General features: G+C 59.1%; 18 protein-coding genes. 15 read left to right on the top strand and 3 right to left on the bottom strand.

Translation table 11 applies throughout. The features are described from left to right. Positions 1-124 precede the first annotated feature (124 nt). Positions 125-1,726 (bottom strand): methyl-accepting chemotaxis protein, encoded by a 1,602-nt coding sequence (locus tag EP166_RS15705; RefSeq protein ID WP_127558769.1) that lies wholly within the window; start codon positions 1,724-1,726, stop codon positions 125-127. 249 nt (positions 1,727-1,975) lie between these two features. On the opposite strand from EP166_RS15705, the gene EP166_RS15700 reads away from it, so the two are divergent. The 7 genes from EP166_RS15700 (at position 1,976) to EP166_RS15670 (ending at position 8,771) form a co-directional block, all read left to right on the top strand. Beyond that, positions 1,976-3,655 (top strand): putative bifunctional diguanylate cyclase/phosphodiesterase, encoded by a 1,680-nt coding sequence (locus EP166_RS15700; protein ID WP_127558767.1) that lies wholly within the window; start codon positions 1,976-1,978, stop codon positions 3,653-3,655. Between the two features lie 137 nt (positions 3,656-3,792). Further along, positions 3,793-4,761, top strand: a complete 969-nt coding sequence (locus EP166_RS15695) for a helix-turn-helix domain-containing protein (RefSeq protein WP_164743972.1) — start codon at positions 3,793-3,795, stop codon at positions 4,759-4,761. 51 nt (positions 4,762-4,812) lie between these two features. Further along, on the top strand, positions 4,813-6,012 hold the full coding sequence (locus tag EP166_RS15690) for a pyridoxal-phosphate-dependent aminotransferase family protein (RefSeq protein ID WP_127558763.1): 1,200 nt from the start codon (positions 4,813-4,815) through the stop codon (positions 6,010-6,012). 8 nt (positions 6,013-6,020) lie between these two features. After that, a complete protein-coding gene (locus EP166_RS15685; RefSeq protein ID WP_127558761.1) occupies positions 6,021-6,665 on the top strand; it encodes a DUF6962 family protein in 645 nt (214 codons plus the stop codon). Continuing rightward, positions 6,662-7,720, top strand: coding sequence for an amidohydrolase family protein (locus EP166_RS15680; protein ID WP_127558759.1), 1,059 nt, complete (start codon positions 6,662-6,664; stop codon positions 7,718-7,720). Before EP166_RS15685 ends, EP166_RS15680 begins: the two co-directional genes overlap by 4 nt. 58 nt (positions 7,721-7,778) lie before the next feature. After that, a complete protein-coding gene (locus EP166_RS15675; protein WP_127558757.1) occupies positions 7,779-8,150 on the top strand; it encodes a hypothetical protein in 372 nt (123 codons plus the stop codon). Between the two features lie 114 nt (positions 8,151-8,264). Continuing rightward, on the top strand, positions 8,265-8,771 hold the full coding sequence (locus EP166_RS15670) for a copper chaperone PCu(A)C (RefSeq protein WP_127558755.1): 507 nt from the start codon (positions 8,265-8,267) through the stop codon (positions 8,769-8,771). Positions 8,772-8,823: 52 nt separating this feature from the next. Here the strand turns inward: EP166_RS15670 and EP166_RS15665 are convergent, their stop codons facing one another. Then, positions 8,824-9,309, bottom strand: a complete 486-nt coding sequence (locus tag EP166_RS15665) for a YajQ family cyclic di-GMP-binding protein (protein ID WP_127558753.1) — start codon at positions 9,307-9,309, stop codon at positions 8,824-8,826. 52 nt (positions 9,310-9,361) lie between these two features. After that, positions 9,362-9,733 (bottom strand): hypothetical protein, encoded by a 372-nt coding sequence (locus tag EP166_RS15660; protein ID WP_127558751.1) that lies wholly within the window; start codon positions 9,731-9,733, stop codon positions 9,362-9,364. Between the two features lie 137 nt (positions 9,734-9,870). On the opposite strand from EP166_RS15660, the gene EP166_RS15655 reads away from it, so the two are divergent. The 8 genes from EP166_RS15655 (at position 9,871) to EP166_RS15620 (ending at position 18,800) form a co-directional block, all read left to right on the top strand. Further along, positions 9,871-10,239 (top strand): DUF6164 family protein, encoded by a 369-nt coding sequence (locus tag EP166_RS15655; RefSeq protein ID WP_127558749.1) that lies wholly within the window; start codon positions 9,871-9,873, stop codon positions 10,237-10,239. A 159-nt stretch (positions 10,240-10,398) separates the two neighbouring features. Then, entirely contained in the window at positions 10,399-11,376 is a 978-nt protein-coding gene (locus tag EP166_RS15650; protein WP_246026315.1) for an AAA family ATPase, read from the top strand. A 16-nt stretch (positions 11,377-11,392) separates the two neighbouring features. Beyond that, positions 11,393-12,307: a DUF58 domain-containing protein gene (locus tag EP166_RS15645; RefSeq protein ID WP_164743971.1), complete on the top strand. Its 915-nt coding sequence runs from the start codon at positions 11,393-11,395 to the stop codon at positions 12,305-12,307. Further along, positions 12,289-12,744, top strand: coding sequence for a DUF4381 domain-containing protein (locus EP166_RS15640; RefSeq protein WP_164743970.1), 456 nt, complete (start codon positions 12,289-12,291; stop codon positions 12,742-12,744). Before EP166_RS15645 ends, EP166_RS15640 begins: the two co-directional genes overlap by 19 nt. Then, positions 12,741-13,712: a VWA domain-containing protein gene (locus EP166_RS15635; protein ID WP_127558743.1), complete on the top strand. Its 972-nt coding sequence runs from the start codon at positions 12,741-12,743 to the stop codon at positions 13,710-13,712. The genes EP166_RS15640 and EP166_RS15635 overlap by 4 nt, the downstream gene beginning before the upstream one ends. Continuing rightward, the gene (locus tag EP166_RS15630; RefSeq protein WP_164743969.1) at positions 13,709-15,412 is read left to right on the top strand and encodes a VWA domain-containing protein; all 1,704 of its coding nucleotides are present in this window, start codon (positions 13,709-13,711) and stop codon (positions 15,410-15,412) included. The genes EP166_RS15635 and EP166_RS15630 overlap by 4 nt, the downstream gene beginning before the upstream one ends. After that, on the top strand, positions 15,406-17,130 hold the full coding sequence (locus tag EP166_RS15625) for a BatD family protein (protein ID WP_127558738.1): 1,725 nt from the start codon (positions 15,406-15,408) through the stop codon (positions 17,128-17,130). Before EP166_RS15630 ends, EP166_RS15625 begins: the two co-directional genes overlap by 7 nt. 62 nt (positions 17,131-17,192) lie before the next feature. Continuing rightward, positions 17,193-18,800 carry a diguanylate cyclase domain-containing protein gene (locus tag EP166_RS15620; RefSeq protein WP_127558736.1) on the top strand — a complete coding sequence of 536 codons (1,608 nt, stop codon included), beginning with the start codon at positions 17,193-17,195 and terminating at the stop codon, positions 18,798-18,800. Positions 18,801-18,966 lie beyond the last annotated feature (166 nt).

The raw sequence follows: 18,966 nt of genomic DNA, 5'->3' as shown, positions 1-18,966 counted from the left end.
ATGGATGTAAAGTTTTGTTGGAAGGCTCTGGTGCGGGCATTTGATGACGGCTACCGTGCTAAAACGCTGTTGTGCCGGGCGGGTCGTTCAACGTTGTGGGATTAATAGCGCTTATGCACGGGCGTCAGCGAGCTTGTTCCGATGACTCTTTGAGACCCCGGGTCAGCATGGCCAGAAAGTGGCTGGCCAGTAGTTGTGCCCGGTCGACGGCGTGAGCCAGGTTTTCGGATTCATTGCATGCATGCTCACTGCTGGTGACAGACTGATCTCCCAGCATACCGAGGTTGTTGCTTTGCTGCTGAACCTGGACACTTAAGACAGATTGTTCTTCGGTGGCGCTGGCCACTTCCTGAGCGTGTTGTTCGATCAGTTCAATATGCCCCAATATATCATTCAGGCTCGATTGTGCTTCCCGGGTCATGGTGGTTGCGAGCGTTGAGGCTTTATGACCCTGGTGAATGGTTCCCACAACCGACCCGGTAACCTGACGCAGACCATTGATGATGCTGCTAATTTCATCGGTAGAGGTCCGGGTGCGCCGGGCGAGGCCGCGCACTTCATCAGCGACAACGGCAAAACCGCGACCGGCTTCGCCTGCACGGGCCGCTTCAATGGCAGCGTTCAAGGCGAGCAGGTTCGTTTGTTCGGCGATGTCGGTAATGACGTTCAGTACCTGATTAATATCCAGACTGCGCCGAGCCAGTTCCTCGATACCCGTGGATGCCTGCTCCAACTGCGATGTCAGTGCTGTAATGGCATCGGTCATCTGTTGCATCTTTTCATTGCTAAGCCGCGACGATTCGCGAGCGGACTGTGTAGCGGAGTGGGTGATGTCCGTCAGTTCGCTGACTCGCTGAACACTGGATTCGAGCTCATCGAAGGCCTGCTGTATCGACACTATGTCACTGCGTTGCGCCTGGATGTGATTCATGGAAAACCGGATGCAGTCGAGCGTTTTTTCCTTGGACGAGCCCATGATACCCACGTTGGCGTACATCCGTGCGGCGATGGCTCTCATGGTCGAATCTCGCTTCATACGGTCGTATTCCAGCCAGGCAGCGTCGCCTCGCTTGCCGGTGTAGAGATAGGGCATAACCGGATGAGTTCCCACTCGGGCTTCACGGGCCAGTTTTACCTGAGGCCAGACAGCAAGCAGCGTCGCTGCAAACAACAAAGACATGCCAGTGAAACCGTATGCCAGTGTCCATAGCCCCTGAAAGAGACCGCTGATCAGCAGCAGTCCGGTGAGGGCCAAATAGGCGGCTGTTATTTTGAGGTGCAAGGGTAAAGCCAGAGCCTGATATCGTGAAGGCAGTTTGCCCGTACGCCAGGCCTCGTACACCTTCTCGGCACGTGCAATCTGTTCCGGAGTTGGCAGTACCCGAACTGACTGGTACTCAACGGTTTTTCCGTTTTTGGTGATGGGAGTTACGAAGGCGTCCACCCAGTAATGATCGCCATTCTTGCACCGGTTTTTAACCAGCCCTTTCCAGGAATTGCCGGCCCGGATGGATTCCCACAAATTTGCAAACGCACCTTCTGGCATATCAGGATGTCGTATCAGGTTGTGTGGCTGGCCAATAAGCTCATCTTTCGTGTAGCCGGAAATGGCCACAAAACTGTCATTAACCGCAGTAATGGTGCTGTCGAGTTCTGTTGTAGTAATCAGATGTTCGCTGGCCGCGTATAACCGCTGATGTCCGGTAACTGGTCCTGTTTTACGCATTCTGCTGTCTCGATTTTCTAGGTGTCAGCCACTATGAGTGGCCAACCCAAATGCAGCCATCCAGATTCTGCAAATTTTCTATTCGGGTTCGGAGTTTTCAGGAAATCACCAGCGACAAAGCTTGCTTGCGAAAACCAGAAGTCACCTTCTTCAATGTATTGATGCATTAATTTGCATTATCTGGATAGGCTGGTCCTGAAACTTCACTAGCCTGTTCATACACACCGACACATTGAATCATTCTGACTTATGGACACAGGTATTCTGGACAGGGAATTCAAGGCACTTGTCGACGGCCACCCCCGAGCCATGATGCTCGCGACTCAGGAACCCCGGATTGTCTACGTCAACCGGGCTTTTCAACAGGTGACCGGATACGACGCCGACACCGTGGTTGGTGAAAAGCCCTCGGTTCTCAGCTCGGGCTATCACGGACATGATTTTTACCGCAGCATGTGGCGACAGTTGTCAACAGAAAATAGATGGGAAGGGTTGATCTGGAACCAGCGTTCCAATGGTGAGATATATCCACAATGGCTGACGATATACGGCGTCGAAGTGAATGAGTCGCAGTGCTATGTCGGCACCTTCATGGACGTGGGTGATCTTGCGGGGATGGATGAAAAGCTGGCCAGCCTCGCCTACTACGATGTACTGACCCGACTGCCCAACCGCCATTTGTTCCAGGCATTCCTGGAATCGAGAACCGGACAGCAGGATCACTCCCCCGCACACTTCTCAGTGCTGTACCTGGACCTCGATTTCTTCAAGGAAGTGAACGATCTTCATGGTCATGCGAAAGGTGACGAGTTATTGGTGCAGGTGGCACAGCGGCTGCATTCGGTCTTGCGCAAAGGGGATGTACTTGCGCGTCTCTCGGGAGATGAATTCGCGGCCATCATCGAGGTTGACAGCATGGCCGGAACAGAAGCGTTTTGCGAGAGAATACTGAACGTCTTCAAAGAACCCTTTGTTGTTAATGATGAGCCACATTATATGAGCTTGTCGATCGGTGCCAGTTTGTTTCCTTTGCATGCAGACGAAGACAGATCGCTGCTTGAAAAAGCGGATCAGGCCATGTACTCCGCGAAGCGACTGGGCCGGTTTCGGTACCAGGTTTTCAATCCGGACATCAACCGAACGCTACTGTATGAAGAAACCATTGGGCAGTATCTGTCTCGCTCAATCGTCGAGTCCCAGCATGAATTCAGTGTGGTTTATCAGCCACATTACATGCTTGAAAGTGGTGAAGTAACAGGGCTGGAAGCACTGGTGCGCTGGCATCACCCCGTTCTCGGTCCGGTACCACCCAGCGACTTTATTCCGATTGCCGAAAAACGAGGCTGGATAGCCGAGTTGACGACCGTTGTTTTGCAAAATATTCAAGTTCACTTGAAGGAGAGCACCTTCAGACTACCCATGGGTATACGTCTGGCCATTAACGTTTCTGCCCGGCATATGCTGGACGACGGTTTCGTGTCGGAAATAACCCGAATGCGCCGTTCTACCGATCAGCTTAACTGGGAACTGGAACTTGAGATCACCGAAACATCACTGGTTCATTTTAATGATCAGTTGGGCTTAAAGCTGGCGTCATTGCAGGAACAGGGCATTCGAATAGCGATTGACGATTTCGGTACCGGATATTCTTCACTGGCGTATCTGCAGTCGCTACCGGTCAATGTTCTCAAGATTGACCGGAGCTTTGTGGCCAGGCTTAACCAGCAACAAGCTGACATTACTCTGGTCAGGGCCATTCTGGCCATGGCCCATGCCCTGAACCTCGAAGTGGTTGCGGAAGGTGTGGAAAACGAACCGCAGCGACTGATTTTGTGCCAGTTGGATTGCAAACATGGCCAGGGGTTCCTTTTCGCAAAACCCCAGCGTTGGAGCGAGCAATTGTTTCACGCCCTTGATATGGATCAATAGCGTTGCAGATTGTCGCTGCAGTGGTCCGCCGTACGAATCGGGTGATCCGGTTTTAGTATATTCTCATATAAGACCCCCTCGAATGACACCATAACAAGAGTCTGATGATGTATTACGGATCTGGATTGGCTTCCTATTTGCGCTTTACCCGGTCAAGTCCCGGGCAGTGGCTGGGGAGTGTTAAGGTACTGCTCGGCCTCCCCGATATTGAGTTTTCATTCCCACCCAGCGTGAAAAGTTTCCCCGGGATGTCCGTCCTTTATACCGCCAGTGGCAATCTGGGTCAGATCGTTGTGGACGGACCTACGGGGGTGGCTGGACGGAACGCTGGTCAGCCGGTGCTGATCTGGGTATGCACGGGGCGGATACAATTTAAGAATGATGTATTCCTTGTGCGTGCCGATGAACCCTTTAACCTGGTTACCGACGGCCATTCGGTATTGACGATTGTTCAGTTTCCAGAATCAGACGCAGCCAGGTTCTCAAGTGACCGGAGCTTTTTGGAGTCCGATCGTCAACGGCAGCAAGTTCGCTCGCTGCTGGAGGACTATAACCTGAGGAGCCGTTATTTCCCGGACTATGAAAGCGCCGTCCGTGAGACCCGGCATATGCTGACACAACTGACAGCGTGTCTGAGTGAACCGACCTTCCAGATCAACCTGCCCCGACGGCGAATTATTGATCCAAAAATTGAGCAGGCGGTTCAATTCATAGCCAACAACCCAGGCTGGGAGTTCAACCTGGAGGACCTGACCAGAATTGTGCACAGCAGCGAGCGCACCCTTTACTACCAGATGAAACGTTACATCGGCATGACGCCGTACCGTTATTACCAGCGCTGCAAGCTGCTCCGACTGCGCATGGCCTTGCTGGCGTGTGAAGGCGATTCGCCCAGTATTTCCTGGCATGCGCTGGAGCATGGCCTGAACCATCTGGGGCGTCTGCCTGCACTGTATGCAAGTCAATTCGGTGAGAAGCCCAGCGAAACGCTGGCCAAGCGCAAGGCGCTGCTGGTGGCGAGTGAACGAGCTCTGTCCTTGAAAGACGGCTCCGGGGCATATCCTCGCGTGGGAGAAGGTTGCGCTGCCGGGCGTCGCACATCATGATATGGGCACTGTTTCGATTACTGATTTTCCACCCAGCCGGACGCGCCCAGGATGATTCAAGCTCCCCACATTGATGGCCTCAACCAAATTTTGCCCGAAGAACCCCTGTTGATGATGGGGGCCGGACCGGTGCCCATTCCCGGCCCGGTGGCGGCGGCAAATGGCATTGTGATCAATCACCTGGGCGAGACCATGGCGCGCATCATCGATCAGGTGAAGCGCATGGGGCGCTATATTTTTCAGACCGAATCGCCCTGGCTGATGGGCGTGGCCGGCCCCGGCTCGGCGGCGATGGAGATGGCCGTCACCAACCTGGTGTGGCCTGGTACCCGGGTGTTGTGCGTCTGCAACGGCTTTTTCTCACAGCGCCTGTCTGAAATGGCCGTTCGTGCAGGTGGCGAGGTTGAACGATTGCTGGTTGACGAAGGCAGCAGCGCCGACGCACGTCGCATTGAGGACATTCTGCAGACATTTCAGCCTGAGGTGATGACCATAGTTCAGGGCGAAACCTCCAACACCACCCACAATAAAGACCTGGCCGCTATCGGCGCTTTGGCTCAGCGTTACAATTGCCGTCTCATTGTCGATGCCGTCTGCACGCTCAGCACCATGGAATTGAACATGGACGACTGGGGCATCGATGTGGTGATCACCGGTGGCCAGAAAGGCCTGAGCTCAATACCCGGTGTTTCGCTGGTCGCGTTCTCCGAACTGGCCTGGCAGCGCATTCTGCAACGGCCGGTGCCGATGCCGCACTGGACGCTCGATGCGCTCCTTGCCACCCGTTTCTGGCATGAAGCCTCCTATCATTACACGGCACCGGTCTCGGGCCTGCTCGCCCTGCACGAAGCCATGCGCCTGGTGTGCGAGGAAACGCTGGAGCGTCGTTTTCAGCGTCATCGCAAGAGCAGCCTGGCGCTCCAGGGCGGCATTGAAGCGCTGGGGCTGTCGCTCTATGTGCCTGCCGAAGCCCGATTGAATTCAGTGGTCGGTATCGCCTTGCCCGAAGGGCTCGATTCGAAAGCCGTGTGTGCACATATTTCCCGCCATTTTAGGGTCGAGATCGCCGGTTCTTTTGGCCCGCCGATCGTGCGAATCGGCCAGATGGGCGAGCAGTGCCGGGTTCACAACCTGTTTCGCACCCTGCATGCGTTCGGTTCCACCTTTAACGCCCTGGGCCATCCAGTTGACGTTCCTGCGGGTATGGCTGCGCTGGAGAATCGCCTGCAAGCCCTGTCGGCCGAAGCGTAAGGTCGCGCATGACGCATTGGTGGGTGGCCGAAGTCGTTTTGACGGCCAGTGCCTGGTGGGCCAGTCAGCGGTTAATGCAAAGCCGCCGGTCGGCCGCCTTTCTGGCCGCCGTTTGTTTTGCATTGCTGGGGTTGGCTTCCGCCATTGGCGCGGTCAAGTTCGGTTTTCAGTGGCAGACCCGGCTCGATGACCTGCACACTTTGGCTTCCCGGGCTTTTGGTGTTGCCGGTCTCTACCTGTTGACCATGGCATTGCTCGACTGGATTGGCTGGCTGCGTCTGCACCGTAAATTGTGGCTTGCGCATTTGGCCGATGCGGCGCTGGTGTTTATCCTCGGCTACTGGCTGGCCCGATTATCATTGTTTCAACTGGTTATTGGTCTGGCCATGACGCTGGTCGCGGTTGTTATTGCCGTGGCCTTGTGGCGCCGGAGGCAGAACGTACAGGCGAGCTGGTTATTGCTTGCTGCCGTGGTGTTCGTGGTCAATGGGTTAGTGATCGGCGGCGGTACCGAGCCCCTGCTGGGGCTGCCCGTGCGTATGGATGTGTTTCATCTGAGCCTGGCATTCTGGGCGTACTGCATGGTGCAGGTGTTTGCCTGGCCGGCTGACAGAATGAATAAGAATGACGGAATAAAAGAGGGTGTGGAATGAAGCAGGGTGGCAGGAAAGCAGCACTATTGGGCGCTGTGTTGTCTCTGGTGGTCAGCGGTTCGGCGCTGGCCGAGATGTGCTATGACCGCAGTGTGCAGGGGCACCGGCTGGTGGTGGATAGCCACCTGCATTTTCAACCCTTCAGCGGCCCGCATATTGATCATCAGGTCATGGTCGAATACCTGCAACGTGCTGGCATCCAATACGCCAATGTTTACGGCATCGGGCAGACCCGCATTCAAGACTGGGCTTGTCTCAACGGCGGCGACTGTAGCGGCAATGCAGTGATTGCTCCGACGATGAAAAACGATTTCGTCAACGGTGTGAACATGAATGCCTACCCCAGAACCGGGGTGGAACTGCGCGCCTCAATGACGTTCCCCGATCTGCAAAACCCTGAGGGCATCGTCGACCGCATGGCGATACTGGACCGGGAATTTCCGGGGTTGTTTCAGTGGATGGGCGAGGCGAATCTGGTCAAGCAGGCGTTGTTCTCCTATGGCCATGAAGCGGCCACGCTGGACGACATTGCCAATTGGGCGCCCTTTATGGAACGACTGGCCGAGCGCAATATGCCGCTGGCTCTGCATTCCGACATGGGCAACGACGAAGACGATTACGGCTATGTGCACCTGATGGAAGCGGTACTGGAGCAGTACCCGGACAACACCATCGTGTGGATGCATCTGGGTACCTCGCGCGAGCAAATGGAACTCGACCCGCAAGAACACGTCGCCCAAATGAGCCGGCTGATGGATGCTTACCCCAACCTCTGGTTCGACATCTCCTGGAACGTCCTGTACGACGGCTATTTTCGCGATGCCGACCGGCGCGAGCCCTATGTAGAATTTCTGAATAAATATGCCAGCAGAATATTGACCGGCACCGACCTGGTGGCCTCCAGTTACACCAGCTATAACGATTACCTGCGGGCACTCGAGCAAAACAGCTTCATCAACCAGTACCTCGACAAACGCGCCTTTCGCTACATCGCACTCGGGCAGAGTTATTTCGATTTGCTCGACATCGATGATGTTGCGCCACCGGTTTGCTGATTGACGCACCCGGCCGCGTGCGTCATCGTAACCAACCCAAATAGCGAGACATGACGCTGTGACCCGAAGGCAGCTCCGGGCGGGCTGGGCACTCCAGGTCATCACCTGGCTGTGCTTCACCGCCATACCCATTGTTAACGCCAGCAGCGTTCAAACCGCTGAGGGTTGGCTGCGCCTGTGCACCGGGCTGGGCGTTACCTGGGTACAGATCGATACGCTGGAAACTGCCGAGACGGCCCCGGTTGAAACCAGCTCGTCGTCGCAACACTGCCCCTGCGTAAACCAGGCGCTGGGTTTGCCCGAAGTCTGGTCATTTGCAACCTTGTCAGGCGTGGCAACAGTCACCCGGCAAGACCGCCTTGTCACCCCCCGTACAACCGCATTTCAAGCCTATGTCAGCCGCGCACCACCCCTGACTGCCCACCTGTAAGTTATAACCATCGGCTGTTGCCTCATCGCGCGGCCTATCACTGATAAAACCTACAATCTAACGACGGAATAGGCCTCCTTGCGTCATTCCGTCGATGCAGTAAGGAATTCAACGATGCGTAACCTCAAACTGACCGTGGCGCTGGCCACACTCTTGTTTTCTGTCGTGGCACAAGCCCACGACTACACCCTGGGCTCCCTGTCGATCGATCACCCCTGGGCGCGGGCAACGGCACCGGGGGCGCCCGTTGGCGGGGGCTTTATGAGCATTAACAATGCAGGCGACCAGCCCGACCGCCTGATTGGCGCGGCGGCCGATTTTGCCACCGAAGTGCAGATACACGAATCGAGCATGGCCGATGGCATGATGCGCATGCAGCATCTGCCAGACGGTGTCGTCGTGCCTGAGGGGGGAAAGCTTGTACTGCGTCCGGGTAGCTATCATCTGATGTTTGTCGGTTTGCAGCGTCGGCTGGTGGAAGGCGAGCGTGAAACCGTGAGGCTGGAGTTCGAACGGGCCGGTGGGATTGAGGTTGAACTCACGATTGAAGGCCCCGGGGAGCAGGGGCCGCATCAGGATGGGGACGCCATGGAGATGGACCATGGCGATATGAGTCACTAGCAAGATATTTGCCGGGCGGACGTCAGGTCAGCCCGGCATTTCTGGGTTTCGCTCAGTCGCGAAAGTTGTTGTACTGCAGTGAAATCTCGATATCAGACTGCTTCAGCAGAGCCATGACCGCCTGCAGGTCGTCGCGCTTTTTGCCGTTGACCCGCACCTGTTCGCCTTGAATCGATGCCTGAACTTTCAGCTTGCTGTCTTTGATCAGCTTGATGATCTTCTTTGCCGTCGGCTGGTCGATGCCTTGTTTGAACTCCATGTTCCAGGAGAAGGTCTTACCGCTGTGCACCGGCGTGTCTTCCTTATCGGCCCCGGCGGCGCTGATGCCCTGCTTGACGCAGGCTTTGGAGAACAGCTCTTCCAGCTGGCGCACCTGAAAGTCGGACTCGGTTTTCAGCGTCACCACCAAGCCTTTTTGCTCGATGCTGGCTTCAACACCACGAAAGTCAAAGCGGGTTGCCAGTTCCCGGTTAGCGTTATCAACGGCATGACGCAGCGCCACTTCATCAATTTCAGAGACGATATCAAAGGAAGGCATGGGAGTGTCCTTGAGTCGGAAAATGAGGTTGTGGGCAGTTTAACACAATCCGTTATTCCAGCGGCAACCGGGCCCGCTCGTTGCGATTCTGCAGCGCATCGCGGCGTTCATCGAACAGTTGAATGGCAACGGGCGTAATCAACAACATCCTTTCCCCGTGCAAACCAATGTACCCGGCCCGGTGTTCGGTCATAAAATGGCCGTCGCGATGGGTCAGCGGTGAGGTTTTGGACAGATCGGTCAGCGCTATCAGGCCATTGCCAAGCGGGTCGCCGACGGCGGCTTCATCTTTGTACAAGGCCAGCGCCCTCGCGCTGATCACCAATACAGAGCCACCGCGCAAGCACAGCTGTTCGGCAGGCTCGCCATTACTCAGGGTGAAGGTTACGCTGTTGGTAACCAGGTCGGACGGGCCAAAATTCATGATCGGGTGTGCCGTCTAAGATTGGGATAGCAACCATACGACCAAACCGCTTAGAGCCGCAAGCTTCAGCGGTTTGGTCGGCGGGTTGCTTACGCCAATAGGCTAGGTATCGCATTTGAAATTTAAAGGAGAGCGGCGTGGCCGTTTTGGTATTCCGGTTAAATGGCGTCAGTGAGCAAGAGGCCGATGAGGTTCGAGCGCTGTTGTCGACTGAGGGCTTTGAGTTTTATGAAACCAGCGCAGGTCGCTGGCATATTTCGGTGGCGGCCATCTGGCTGGTTCAGGATGATGATTATGTCGCCGCACGCGAGTGTATTGATCGTTATCAGCAGCAGCGTCAGACCGAGCAACGGGAAGCCATACAGCGAGCCCGTGAAGAGGGGCGGGCCTCAAGTTGGAAAGATCGGTGGCGCGAGGAGCCTGCAACTCTGATTCTGGTGTGGATTGGGCTGGCAGTAGTGGTCGCCATTTCGATTTGGCCATTTTTCAATTGGGTGCGGGGTTAGTGCAGGCTACCCCCCGGCATGGCCACGCGCCCAACCAGCATGGTCAAGCCAGTGTAAACCCTCCGCCTCCTTTTGCCGGTGCCGTTGACCCGGCCTGACAGCGCTCTAGAATCGACGGGTCGGTCTGCGGGACCGGCGTTCACTGATCGATTCAACTCCATGAATGAAACAGGCTCGCCAATGGCAACGCAACACCCTCTGCTCGAATTGAAAGACGCCCTCCAACACCGGATTCTGGGGCAGCCGGAACTGGTCGAATCGCTGCTGTTGGCGCTGCTCGCAGACGGGCATTTGCTGGTGGAAGGCGCACCGGGCCTGGCCAAGACCACCGCCATTAAAGCCCTGGCGGAAGGGGTGCACGGCGCCTTTAGCCGGGTGCAGTTCACGCCCGATCTGATGCCTTCTGATATTACCGGGGCCGAGATTTACCGGGCCGATGAGCATCGTTTTGAATTTCAGCCCGGTCCGGTGTTTGCCAATCTGGTGCTGGCCGATGAAATCAACCGGGCACCGGCCAAGGTGCAGTCGGCCTTGTTGGAGGCCATGTCAGAGCGCCAGGTCTCGGTTGCCGGCACCACCTACCCGCTGGCCTCGCCGTTTCTGGTGATGGCCACGCAAAACCCGGTGGAGCACGAGGGCACTTACCCCCTGCCCGAAGCCCAGCTCGACCGGTTTCTGTTGAAAGTGTCGCTCGATTATCCCGATGTCGGCATTGAACACGCCATCTTAAAGCTGGCGCGGGAAGAGGAAGCCCTCCAAACCCGGGCGCTGCCCCAGGTCTCGCCCGATGACGTGCTTGCCGCTCGCCGGGCGCTGAACGATGTGTATATGGCCGATGCCGTGACCGATTACCTGGTGCATTTGGTCGATGCTACGCGCTCCCCCGAACGCTACAGTGCCGAACTGGCCGGGGTGATTGAGTTCGGAGCCTCGCCGCGGGGCACCATCGCACTCGACCGCTGTGCCCGGGCGCTGGCCTGGCTAGAGGGGCAGGATTTCGTCACCCCCGAACACGTGCAACAGGTTGCCGTTCGTGTACTGGCGCATCGGCTGGTGTTGTCGCTGTCTGGCCAGGCCCAGGGCTGGAGTGGTGTCAGTGTGGTCAACCATTTGCTGGAGCGGGTGGCCGTCGGGTGATATGAGCACAGCGGGCATGGCGACACCCTTTGTTGTTGAGGGTACCGAAGTAGAACGAGACGAGCTGCTGGCCCTGCGCTTTGTCGCAGCGGATCTCGGCCGGGTGCCGGTGCGCCGGGCCCTGGGACTGGGTGCGGGCGAGCAACGTTCTCCATACCGAGGGCAGGGTCGAGAGTTTGTTGAGATGCGCCTCTATCAGCCCGGTGACGACGTACGCCGCATCGACTGGCACGTCACCGCTCGCAAGCAGGCGCCCTATGTTCAAGTGATGGAAGAAGACCGGCAGGCCGCGCAACTGATCTGGGTCGACCTGTCCGACAGTTTGTATTTTGGCAGCGAGCGAGCCCTGAAATCCGTACTGGCCTGTCACTGGGCCGCCTTTCTCGCTTGGCGCCTGCTGGCGCTGCGCCACCCGACGCGGGCCGTGATTACCGGCGTCGGCGATGCCCGCCCGATGATACTGCGCCGCTCCAGCGATGTTGCTCAGTTCTGCCAGCGCCTGGTCGACGCCCATGCCCAACTGGCCGGACAGTATCGCGAGGGCACCGTACCACCGACACCGAGCGACATTGCGTCGCTGCTGTACCAGAACCCGACCCTGTGGCTGGTTTCCGACCTGTCGCACTGGCAGCCCGATGCCCTGGCTACCTGCCTGCCGCAAGCGCGCATAAACCGCACTCTGATCCTACAACCGATCGACCGGCTCGAATCCGACTTGCCCGACGTCGGGGTCTTGCAGGGCCGCGCGCGCGATAAAAGCGTCCAGCTCGATACCGGCTCGGCCTCGGTGCGCAGTGCCCACCACCGGGCCTTTGAACACCGTCAACGGGCCTGGCAACGCTGGGCGCCGGCACACCAGGCCAGGCTGATCAGCCATTTCGTTCACGATTTCGACTGGGGGGAGGTGAACCGTTGGCCAATCCACAGTTGAATGCGGCTGACCCGGCGCTGGCATCCTTGCTGGCCGAACTTGAAGGCAATACCGCGCCTGCCGCCCCGGGGTTCTGGCCTCCGGCACCGGTGTATTGGCTGAGCCTCATTCTGGTGCTGGCCGCGGTGGTTGCCGGCGTCTGGCTGTGGCGTCGGGGCCGAATGCGGCGTCGCTGCCTGCTGGCACTGAAAACCCTGCAACAGGAGCCGGATGCCGAGCGCCAGTTGCAGCAGTTACACATACTGCTGCGCAACGCGGCTGCGCAACGCACACCCGCGCTCAAGACCGAGTCGGCCCCTGCCTTTGCCCAACTCGTGCGCAGCACCCTGAACCGAGCCGAGGTGCCCGCCTGGGTAAATGCTCACTATCGCCCCGATGCCCGGGTCGAGATCGACTGGCGTGAACCGCGCACCCTGATCAAACGGTGGTGCCGATGACGCTGGCCTGGTGGTGGATGCTCGCGCTGATGCCGGTGCCCTGGATGATCGCACGTTGGGTAAAAGCGGTGGACGCGGGTGACCGGCTCGATCACCCGGTGCTGGCGCGCTGGTCGGCGGGCGGAACCTCGAGTGGCGGGCCTTCGGCCGTGCACAGCCGCTGGCTGTGGCTGGCCTGGGCCTTGTTGTTGCTGGCCCTCGCACGCCCCCAGACGCTGGGCCCCTGGGTTGAACCCGAACAACCGGCCCGGGCCATCATGCTGGTGGTGGACGTTTCGCGCAGCATGGAAGAACCGGATATGGAATGGGATGGCCGGCGGGTGCGCCGGTTCCAGGCGGTACAGCAGGTGGTCGGCGATTTTGTCCGCGAACGCCAGGGCGATGCGCTTGGCCTGGTGGTGTTTGGTGAATTTGCCGATACCCAGGCTCCGTTGACACCGGATGTCGAAGCCGTGCGCGACCTGTTGTTTGACATTCTGCCTGGCATGGCGGGCGACAGCACCGCCATTGGTGATGCCCTGGGCCTGGCGGTTAAGCAGCTGCGCGATCAGCCGGTCACCGACCCGGTGATCCTGCTGCTGTCAGATGGCGAGAATAACGCCGGTGAACTCGAGCCCATGGCCGCCGCTGGGGCCGCGCGCGACAGTGGCATTCGGGTGCACACCATTGCCTTCGGGCAACAGCGCAGTGGCGATTTCTTCGGCATCATGCGCGGCGCCGGGGTCGATGTGGAGACCCTGGGTCGCGTTGCCCGGGAGACCGGTGGCGAACTCTTTGCCGCCGAAAACACCGACGAGCTGGCTCGGGTGTACGACCGAATCGACGCTCTGGAGCCCAGCCCCCGGACCGGGCAGGCGCAACGACTGGCCGCCGAATGGTTCTGGGTACCGGCCCTGGCGGCCGTGCTGGTGATCGTCACCGGTCAGCATGCCCGGCTGCCGCGCCGGCGCCGGAGGGCACCGTCATGATCTGGACGCGTCCATTGATATTGCTGGCGTTACTGCCCTGGCTGGCCTGGGCTATTTGGCGCTGGCGGCGACAGCAGCGACAGGGTGCCTGGCACCGGCTGATGGATGAACGTCTGCTGCGTCGCCTGAATTACCAGGGCGGTGCCCGGCGGCAGTCTCTGTCGCAAGGTGCCTTGCTGCTGGCCGGTGTTCTGGTGATTGTCGCCGCAGCAGGGCCGGCGAGACCACTGACCGGCGGCACGACGCTCACGGCAGGCAACCTGATTGTGGTGCTCGATGCCACCCTGTCGATGACGGTGGAGGATACGCCACCGTCCCGCGCCGTCAGGGCCGAGCGCCTGGTGCAAGATTGGGCCTCGTCGGGCGTGTTTGAACGCACGGCCGTATTAGTGTATTCGGGCTCGGCGCACTGGCTGGTGCCGCTTACCCGGGATATCGAAACCCTGGCGTTGCAGCTGGAGCAGATGTCGCCCTACATCATGCCGCAGTTCGGCAACCGGCCGGAGTTGGCGTTTGAGCAGGTGAGTGAGCGACTTGAATCGTTTCAGGGTCGCAGCCAACTGCTTTGGATTACCGATGATGCCAGCCCCGGACGAATTGAGGCGCTTCTGGCGGCCCGCCCTCCGGTGGAACGCCTCTGGCTGATGCCGATGGGCACCGAGTCGGGCGGCCCCATTCCCTTGCCGGATGGCAGTGGCTATCTGCAGGATGGCAGTCGCATGGTGATGCCGACGCTGGACCGCGCCGGGTTTAGGGACGTCGCCGGACAGTTGAACGCGACGCTGTTACCTATGGAGCAGCCGGTGGCCAATCTTGATCTCAGTATCGAACAGGGTGAGGCCTCCAGTGAACGCCAGGTGCGAGAATGGGGGTTTTGGTTGTTATTGCCGGTGCTGTTCCTGTTGTTGCCCTGGTACCGGCGTGGCCTGGTATACGCGTTGCCGCTGGGCCTGCTGTGGCAGCCCATGCCCGCCGAGGCCGCCGGTTGGGCCGACCCGCTGCTAAAAAACCGGGAACAGCGCGCTTTTCAGGCGTATCAGGAGGGCGAGGCAGACCGAAGTATGGCGCTGACCGAACGCCCCGACCTGGCCGCACAACTGGCGTTTGAACAGGGCGATTACGAACAGGCCGAAGAACTCTGGCAACAGCAGGATACCGCCTCGGCTCACTACAACCGGGGCAATGCCCTGGCGCATCAGGGGCGCTTGCAGGAGGCCATTGATGCCTACGATAAAGCCCTGGCCAGAGCCGATCTGGCCGCCGCTCGCCACAACAGAGACCGGGTGGCCGAAGCACTGGAGCAACAGCAACAGCAACAACAACAGCAGCAGGATCAGCAACAACAGGACTCGCAGAGCGAAGACCAACAGAACGGCGATTCAGACTCACCATCGGGCGAGTCGCAAGACCCCGCTCAACAGTCACCGCAGCAGCCGCGCAACCAGGATGAGCCTCAACCGCAGGAAGAGGAGACTACCGGGCAGGATCAAAGTGACGCCGGTAGCGATGAAGAGCCTGGCGAGCCAGAAGAGGCTCGCCAGGCAGAACCGGAAGCCGACCTGGAAACCCGGCGCCGTGACCAGGCCGTGGAGCAATTGCTCAACCGGGTACCCGCCGTTCAGGGCCAGGTGTTGCAGCGAAAATTCCAGTACCAGTTTCAACAAGCCCCAACGGACGAGGAGCCTGATTCGTTATGGTGAACACCGCGCGCGACTGCCTGATGTCGTTGTCGGCCTATGCCCGGAGAGCCGGCCGTCGCTGCTTGGCCGCCGGTTTGCTGGTGGCTCTGTGGCTGGTCAGCGCCGTCGCTATGGCGGCGGTGACGGCCGATGTGGATCGCACGCGGTTGTATCAGGATGAACTGCTGACGCTGACCATTCGCGCCGATTTCCCCGCCGCTAATGAGCCACTGGACCTGACGGCGCTGACCACTCTGTTTGAGGTGGTCGGCCAATCGCAAACCACTCAGAGCCGGTACTCGACCGCCCAGGGCCAGGAGCGCTGGCGGGAATGGCGGCTGCAGTTGCAACCGCGCGAAATCGGCACCTTGGCGATTCCCAATTTCACGTTGGGCGGCGACCAGTCGAGCCCGATCATGGTGACCGTGATGGACCCGGCCGATCGTCAGGAAGGCTTGCCTGAGGAAGCCGTAATCCTGTCGGCCGTGATCGACGATGAGCGTCTCTACATAGGGCAGAGCACCACCCTGACCATCAATCTTGATTACCAGGTGCGCTTACAGGGCAATTTCGACCAATTGGATCTCAGCGCCTTCGATGCCGAGAAACTGAACGAAGACAATACCCAGACGCGCCACGGCGGCCAGCCCTATCGGCGCTACCAATTGGTTTACCGCCTGACGCCGGAGCGGGACGGTACGCTGTCCATTCCCGAAATTCGCTTTGTCGGGCAGTACGAAAGCAGCAACTACGGCCAGCAATTGCGCATGCACCGCATTCACCCGGGCTTTGATGTTGAGGTTAAGCCCATACCGGCCTCCTACCCGGCCGATGCCGTCTGGCTGCCCGCCGAGGCGGTCACCCTGAGCGATAACCTGGGTGCCAGTGTGCAAGCCGAGGTGGGTGAGCATCTCGACTGGCAGATCCGTACTCGCATTGAAGGCCAGCCTGCTACCCAGTTGCCCGACCCACTGGCGACGTTGGCGGAAGACGATTTTCGGCTCTACCGGAACAGCCCCGAGTTCAGCCAGCCTGGCGGTCAGCAGCAGCGAACCGATCAGGCGGCCTTGGTGTTTGCACAACCCGGCCGCTACGACTTGCCGGCCGTGCGCGTGCCCTGGTGGAACACCAATACCGATGAACTGCAGTACGCTGAACTGCCGGCGCGCACCGTTCGTATAGAGGGGATCAGCAGTGAAGCTATGGACCGGCTGGCCGACCCCGCGCGGCAACCCGGGTCCGGTTCGGGCGAATCGGCGGAAGCTCAGGATGCGGAGCCTGCAGCAGATCGTCTGAGCGGCGTCTGGCCCTGGGTCAGTGCCAGCCTGGGCATAGGCTGGCTGGCCACGGCCCTGGTGTTTTGGGCCAGCCATCGTTACTTGAAACGTCGGCTGCAGCAGACCACGCTCAGTAGCGGGCGCGACGTAACCACACCGCCGGCCCCAGCCCGGGATGAGATGACCAGAGCGGCCCGCGATGGCGACGTGGGTGCCTACCATACCGCATTGCTGCGCTGGCTCAGAAGACAGCCGGAGCGAACGCCGGGACAATTGCGCACCCGGCTCGAAGAGCCAGAGCAAGCCACACTGACGCAGGTAGAGGCTTATCTGTTCGCTGCCAGTGCAGAAACGACGGCGCCCGACCAGGCCGCCCTGGTGGCATTGAACGACGCGGTGCTGGCGTTGCAGCATCCGACAGATAAGGCCTCTGAACCGAATGTCATGACACTTTACCCCTGAATTGATGGCGCTGGCCCTGAATTTGGCTAGTGTCATTACTATACCCACGCCGAGGATTGCCTGTGCAGCCAGTACGGCCCTTCACAGAAGTGGCATCCACCGCCAAAGCATCACCGGTCATCCGAATCGTGACACTGATTCTGGCGGCCCTGAGCATTACTTTGTTTACGGCACTGGCCCGGTTTTTGTACCAGGCTGAGACCAACGCGATTCATCAATCCTTTGCAGCGGAAGTGGCGCAACAGGCGTTGTCGTTCGAGCGAGAGGTGGTGCTGAATCTGGAAATTCTGTTTGCGCTCAATGCTTCGGTGTCGCTGGTCGAGACCATGACGCCAGACCGCTTTGATCAGCTGACAGAAGACGTTCTGGCCCGGTCGCCGGCCATTCAGGCCTTTGCCTGGGCGCAGATTGTGACCCCCGAGACGCTAGCCGCTTTCGAATCCCGCATGAATGACTGGTACCCGGGCTACCGGGTTACCGAACGCAATGCCAGTGGCGAGGTGGTGCCGGTGTTAATGCGGCCACAATATGTGCCGGTGCAGATGATCGAGCCGATCGAATCGAACCAGGCGGCTCTCGGCTTTGATCTGGCCAGTGAGCCCCGCCGTCTGGCGGCGCTGCTGCAGTCGATGGAAAGTGGCAAAATGGTGGCGACTGCGGGTATTACCCTGGTGCAGGAGCCTGACAATCAGCGCGGGTTTCTGGTGTTTACTCCGCAATTTTTGCCGCCGGTAAACGAGCGTGAGGCCATCGGTGACGAGCCGCGCGTGGTGTTTGTGAATGGGGTTTTTCGGGTTGGCGAACTGGTCAATCAGTCGGTCGGTAACCGCCTCAATCAGCAGATGCAGTTGCAGGTGGTTGATCGAACCCGGGGCGCGCAAGACGTTTTGTTCAACACGCAGCCACATCCGTCCGAGCGCTGGCTGACGTCCCGAACCGTGGTTCACGATCTGCCCGATGTGGCGGGCCGGCAATGGCATTTCGAGGTGACTCCTGCCGCGTCACTGTATTCCGAGCGACGCAGCTATGTACCCTGGCTGGTGTTTGGCTCGGGCACGGTGGTGGTGGTGTTACTGGTGATTTATGTGTTCGTAACCCAGCGCCAGACCCGGGATCTGAACGCAGCTAAATCCGAGCTGGAACGCATTTCGCTGACCGACAGTCTGACCGGGCTTGCCAATCGCCGGCACTTCGACCAGCATCTGGAGCAGCAATGGGCGCTGGCGGCTCGACAACACAGTGCCTTGTCACTGGTCATGCTCGATATCGATAATTTCAAGCCCTACAACGATGAGTACGGCCATCCCGAGGGGGATACAGCGCTGGAGCAAGTGGCCAAAGCCCTGCGCCAGGTGGCAACCCGGCCGCTGGATCTGGTGGCCCGGTACGGTGGCGAGGAGTTCGCACTGATCTTGCCCGATACCGAAAACCCGGCCGAGGTTGCCGAAACCTGTCGGCGCAGAATAGAGGCGCTGGCGTTGCAGCACGAGTATTCCAACGTCGCCCAAGTAGTCACCATCAGCGCCGGAGTATGCACACTGAAACCATCAGAGAACCATAGCCTGAAAGAACTGACGGAATTCGCCGACGATGCCTTGTACCAGGCCAAGGAGGAGGGTCGCAACCGGGTAGTGGTTTACTCGGCAGAGCGCGGGTTGAATCGGGGGTAGCGTCACGAGTTTCGGCGTTTGGGTTTGCTTTGGCGTCAGGGGTCCGCATCGGTTACCGGGTATGCCCCTGTGGGGTCGGGCGGGGTGCCGCCCACTCAATCCATCCATGGAGCCTAGGCCGCAACATCCATGTTGCGGACTACCCCACAGGGGCATACCCGGCACC

The sequence above is a fragment of the Saccharospirillum alexandrii genome, from assembly GCF_004000275.1.
Lineage (GTDB): Bacteria > Pseudomonadota > Gammaproteobacteria > Pseudomonadales > Natronospirillaceae > Saccharospirillum > Saccharospirillum alexandrii.
This window is presented reverse-complemented; position numbering and strand designations above follow the sequence as displayed.

Coding starts and splice junctions, on each gene's coding strand:
- EP166_RS15705 (WP_127558769.1), bottom strand. CDS start 1,726: ATGCGTAAAACAGGACCAGTTACCGGACATCAGCGGTTATACGCGGCC.
- EP166_RS15700 (WP_127558767.1), top strand. CDS start 1,976: ATGGACACAGGTATTCTGGACAGGGAATTCAAGGCACTTGTCGACGGC.
- EP166_RS15690 (WP_127558763.1), top strand. CDS start 4,813: ATGATTCAAGCTCCCCACATTGATGGCCTCAACCAAATTTTGCCCGAA.
- EP166_RS15685 (WP_127558761.1), top strand. CDS start 6,021: ATGACGCATTGGTGGGTGGCCGAAGTCGTTTTGACGGCCAGTGCCTGG.
- EP166_RS15680 (WP_127558759.1), top strand. CDS start 6,662: ATGAAGCAGGGTGGCAGGAAAGCAGCACTATTGGGCGCTGTGTTGTCT.
- EP166_RS15670 (WP_127558755.1), top strand. CDS start 8,265: ATGCGTAACCTCAAACTGACCGTGGCGCTGGCCACACTCTTGTTTTCT.
- EP166_RS15665 (WP_127558753.1), bottom strand. CDS start 9,309: ATGCCTTCCTTTGATATCGTCTCTGAAATTGATGAAGTGGCGCTGCGT.
- EP166_RS15660 (WP_127558751.1), bottom strand. CDS start 9,733: ATGAATTTTGGCCCGTCCGACCTGGTTACCAACAGCGTAACCTTCACC.
- EP166_RS15650 (WP_246026315.1), top strand. CDS start 10,399: ATGAATGAAACAGGCTCGCCAATGGCAACGCAACACCCTCTGCTCGAA.
- EP166_RS15645 (WP_164743971.1), top strand. CDS start 11,393: ATGGCGACACCCTTTGTTGTTGAGGGTACCGAAGTAGAACGAGACGAG.
- EP166_RS15635 (WP_127558743.1), top strand. CDS start 12,741: ATGACGCTGGCCTGGTGGTGGATGCTCGCGCTGATGCCGGTGCCCTGG.
- EP166_RS15630 (WP_164743969.1), top strand. CDS start 13,709: ATGATCTGGACGCGTCCATTGATATTGCTGGCGTTACTGCCCTGGCTG.
- EP166_RS15625 (WP_127558738.1), top strand. CDS start 15,406: ATGGTGAACACCGCGCGCGACTGCCTGATGTCGTTGTCGGCCTATGCC.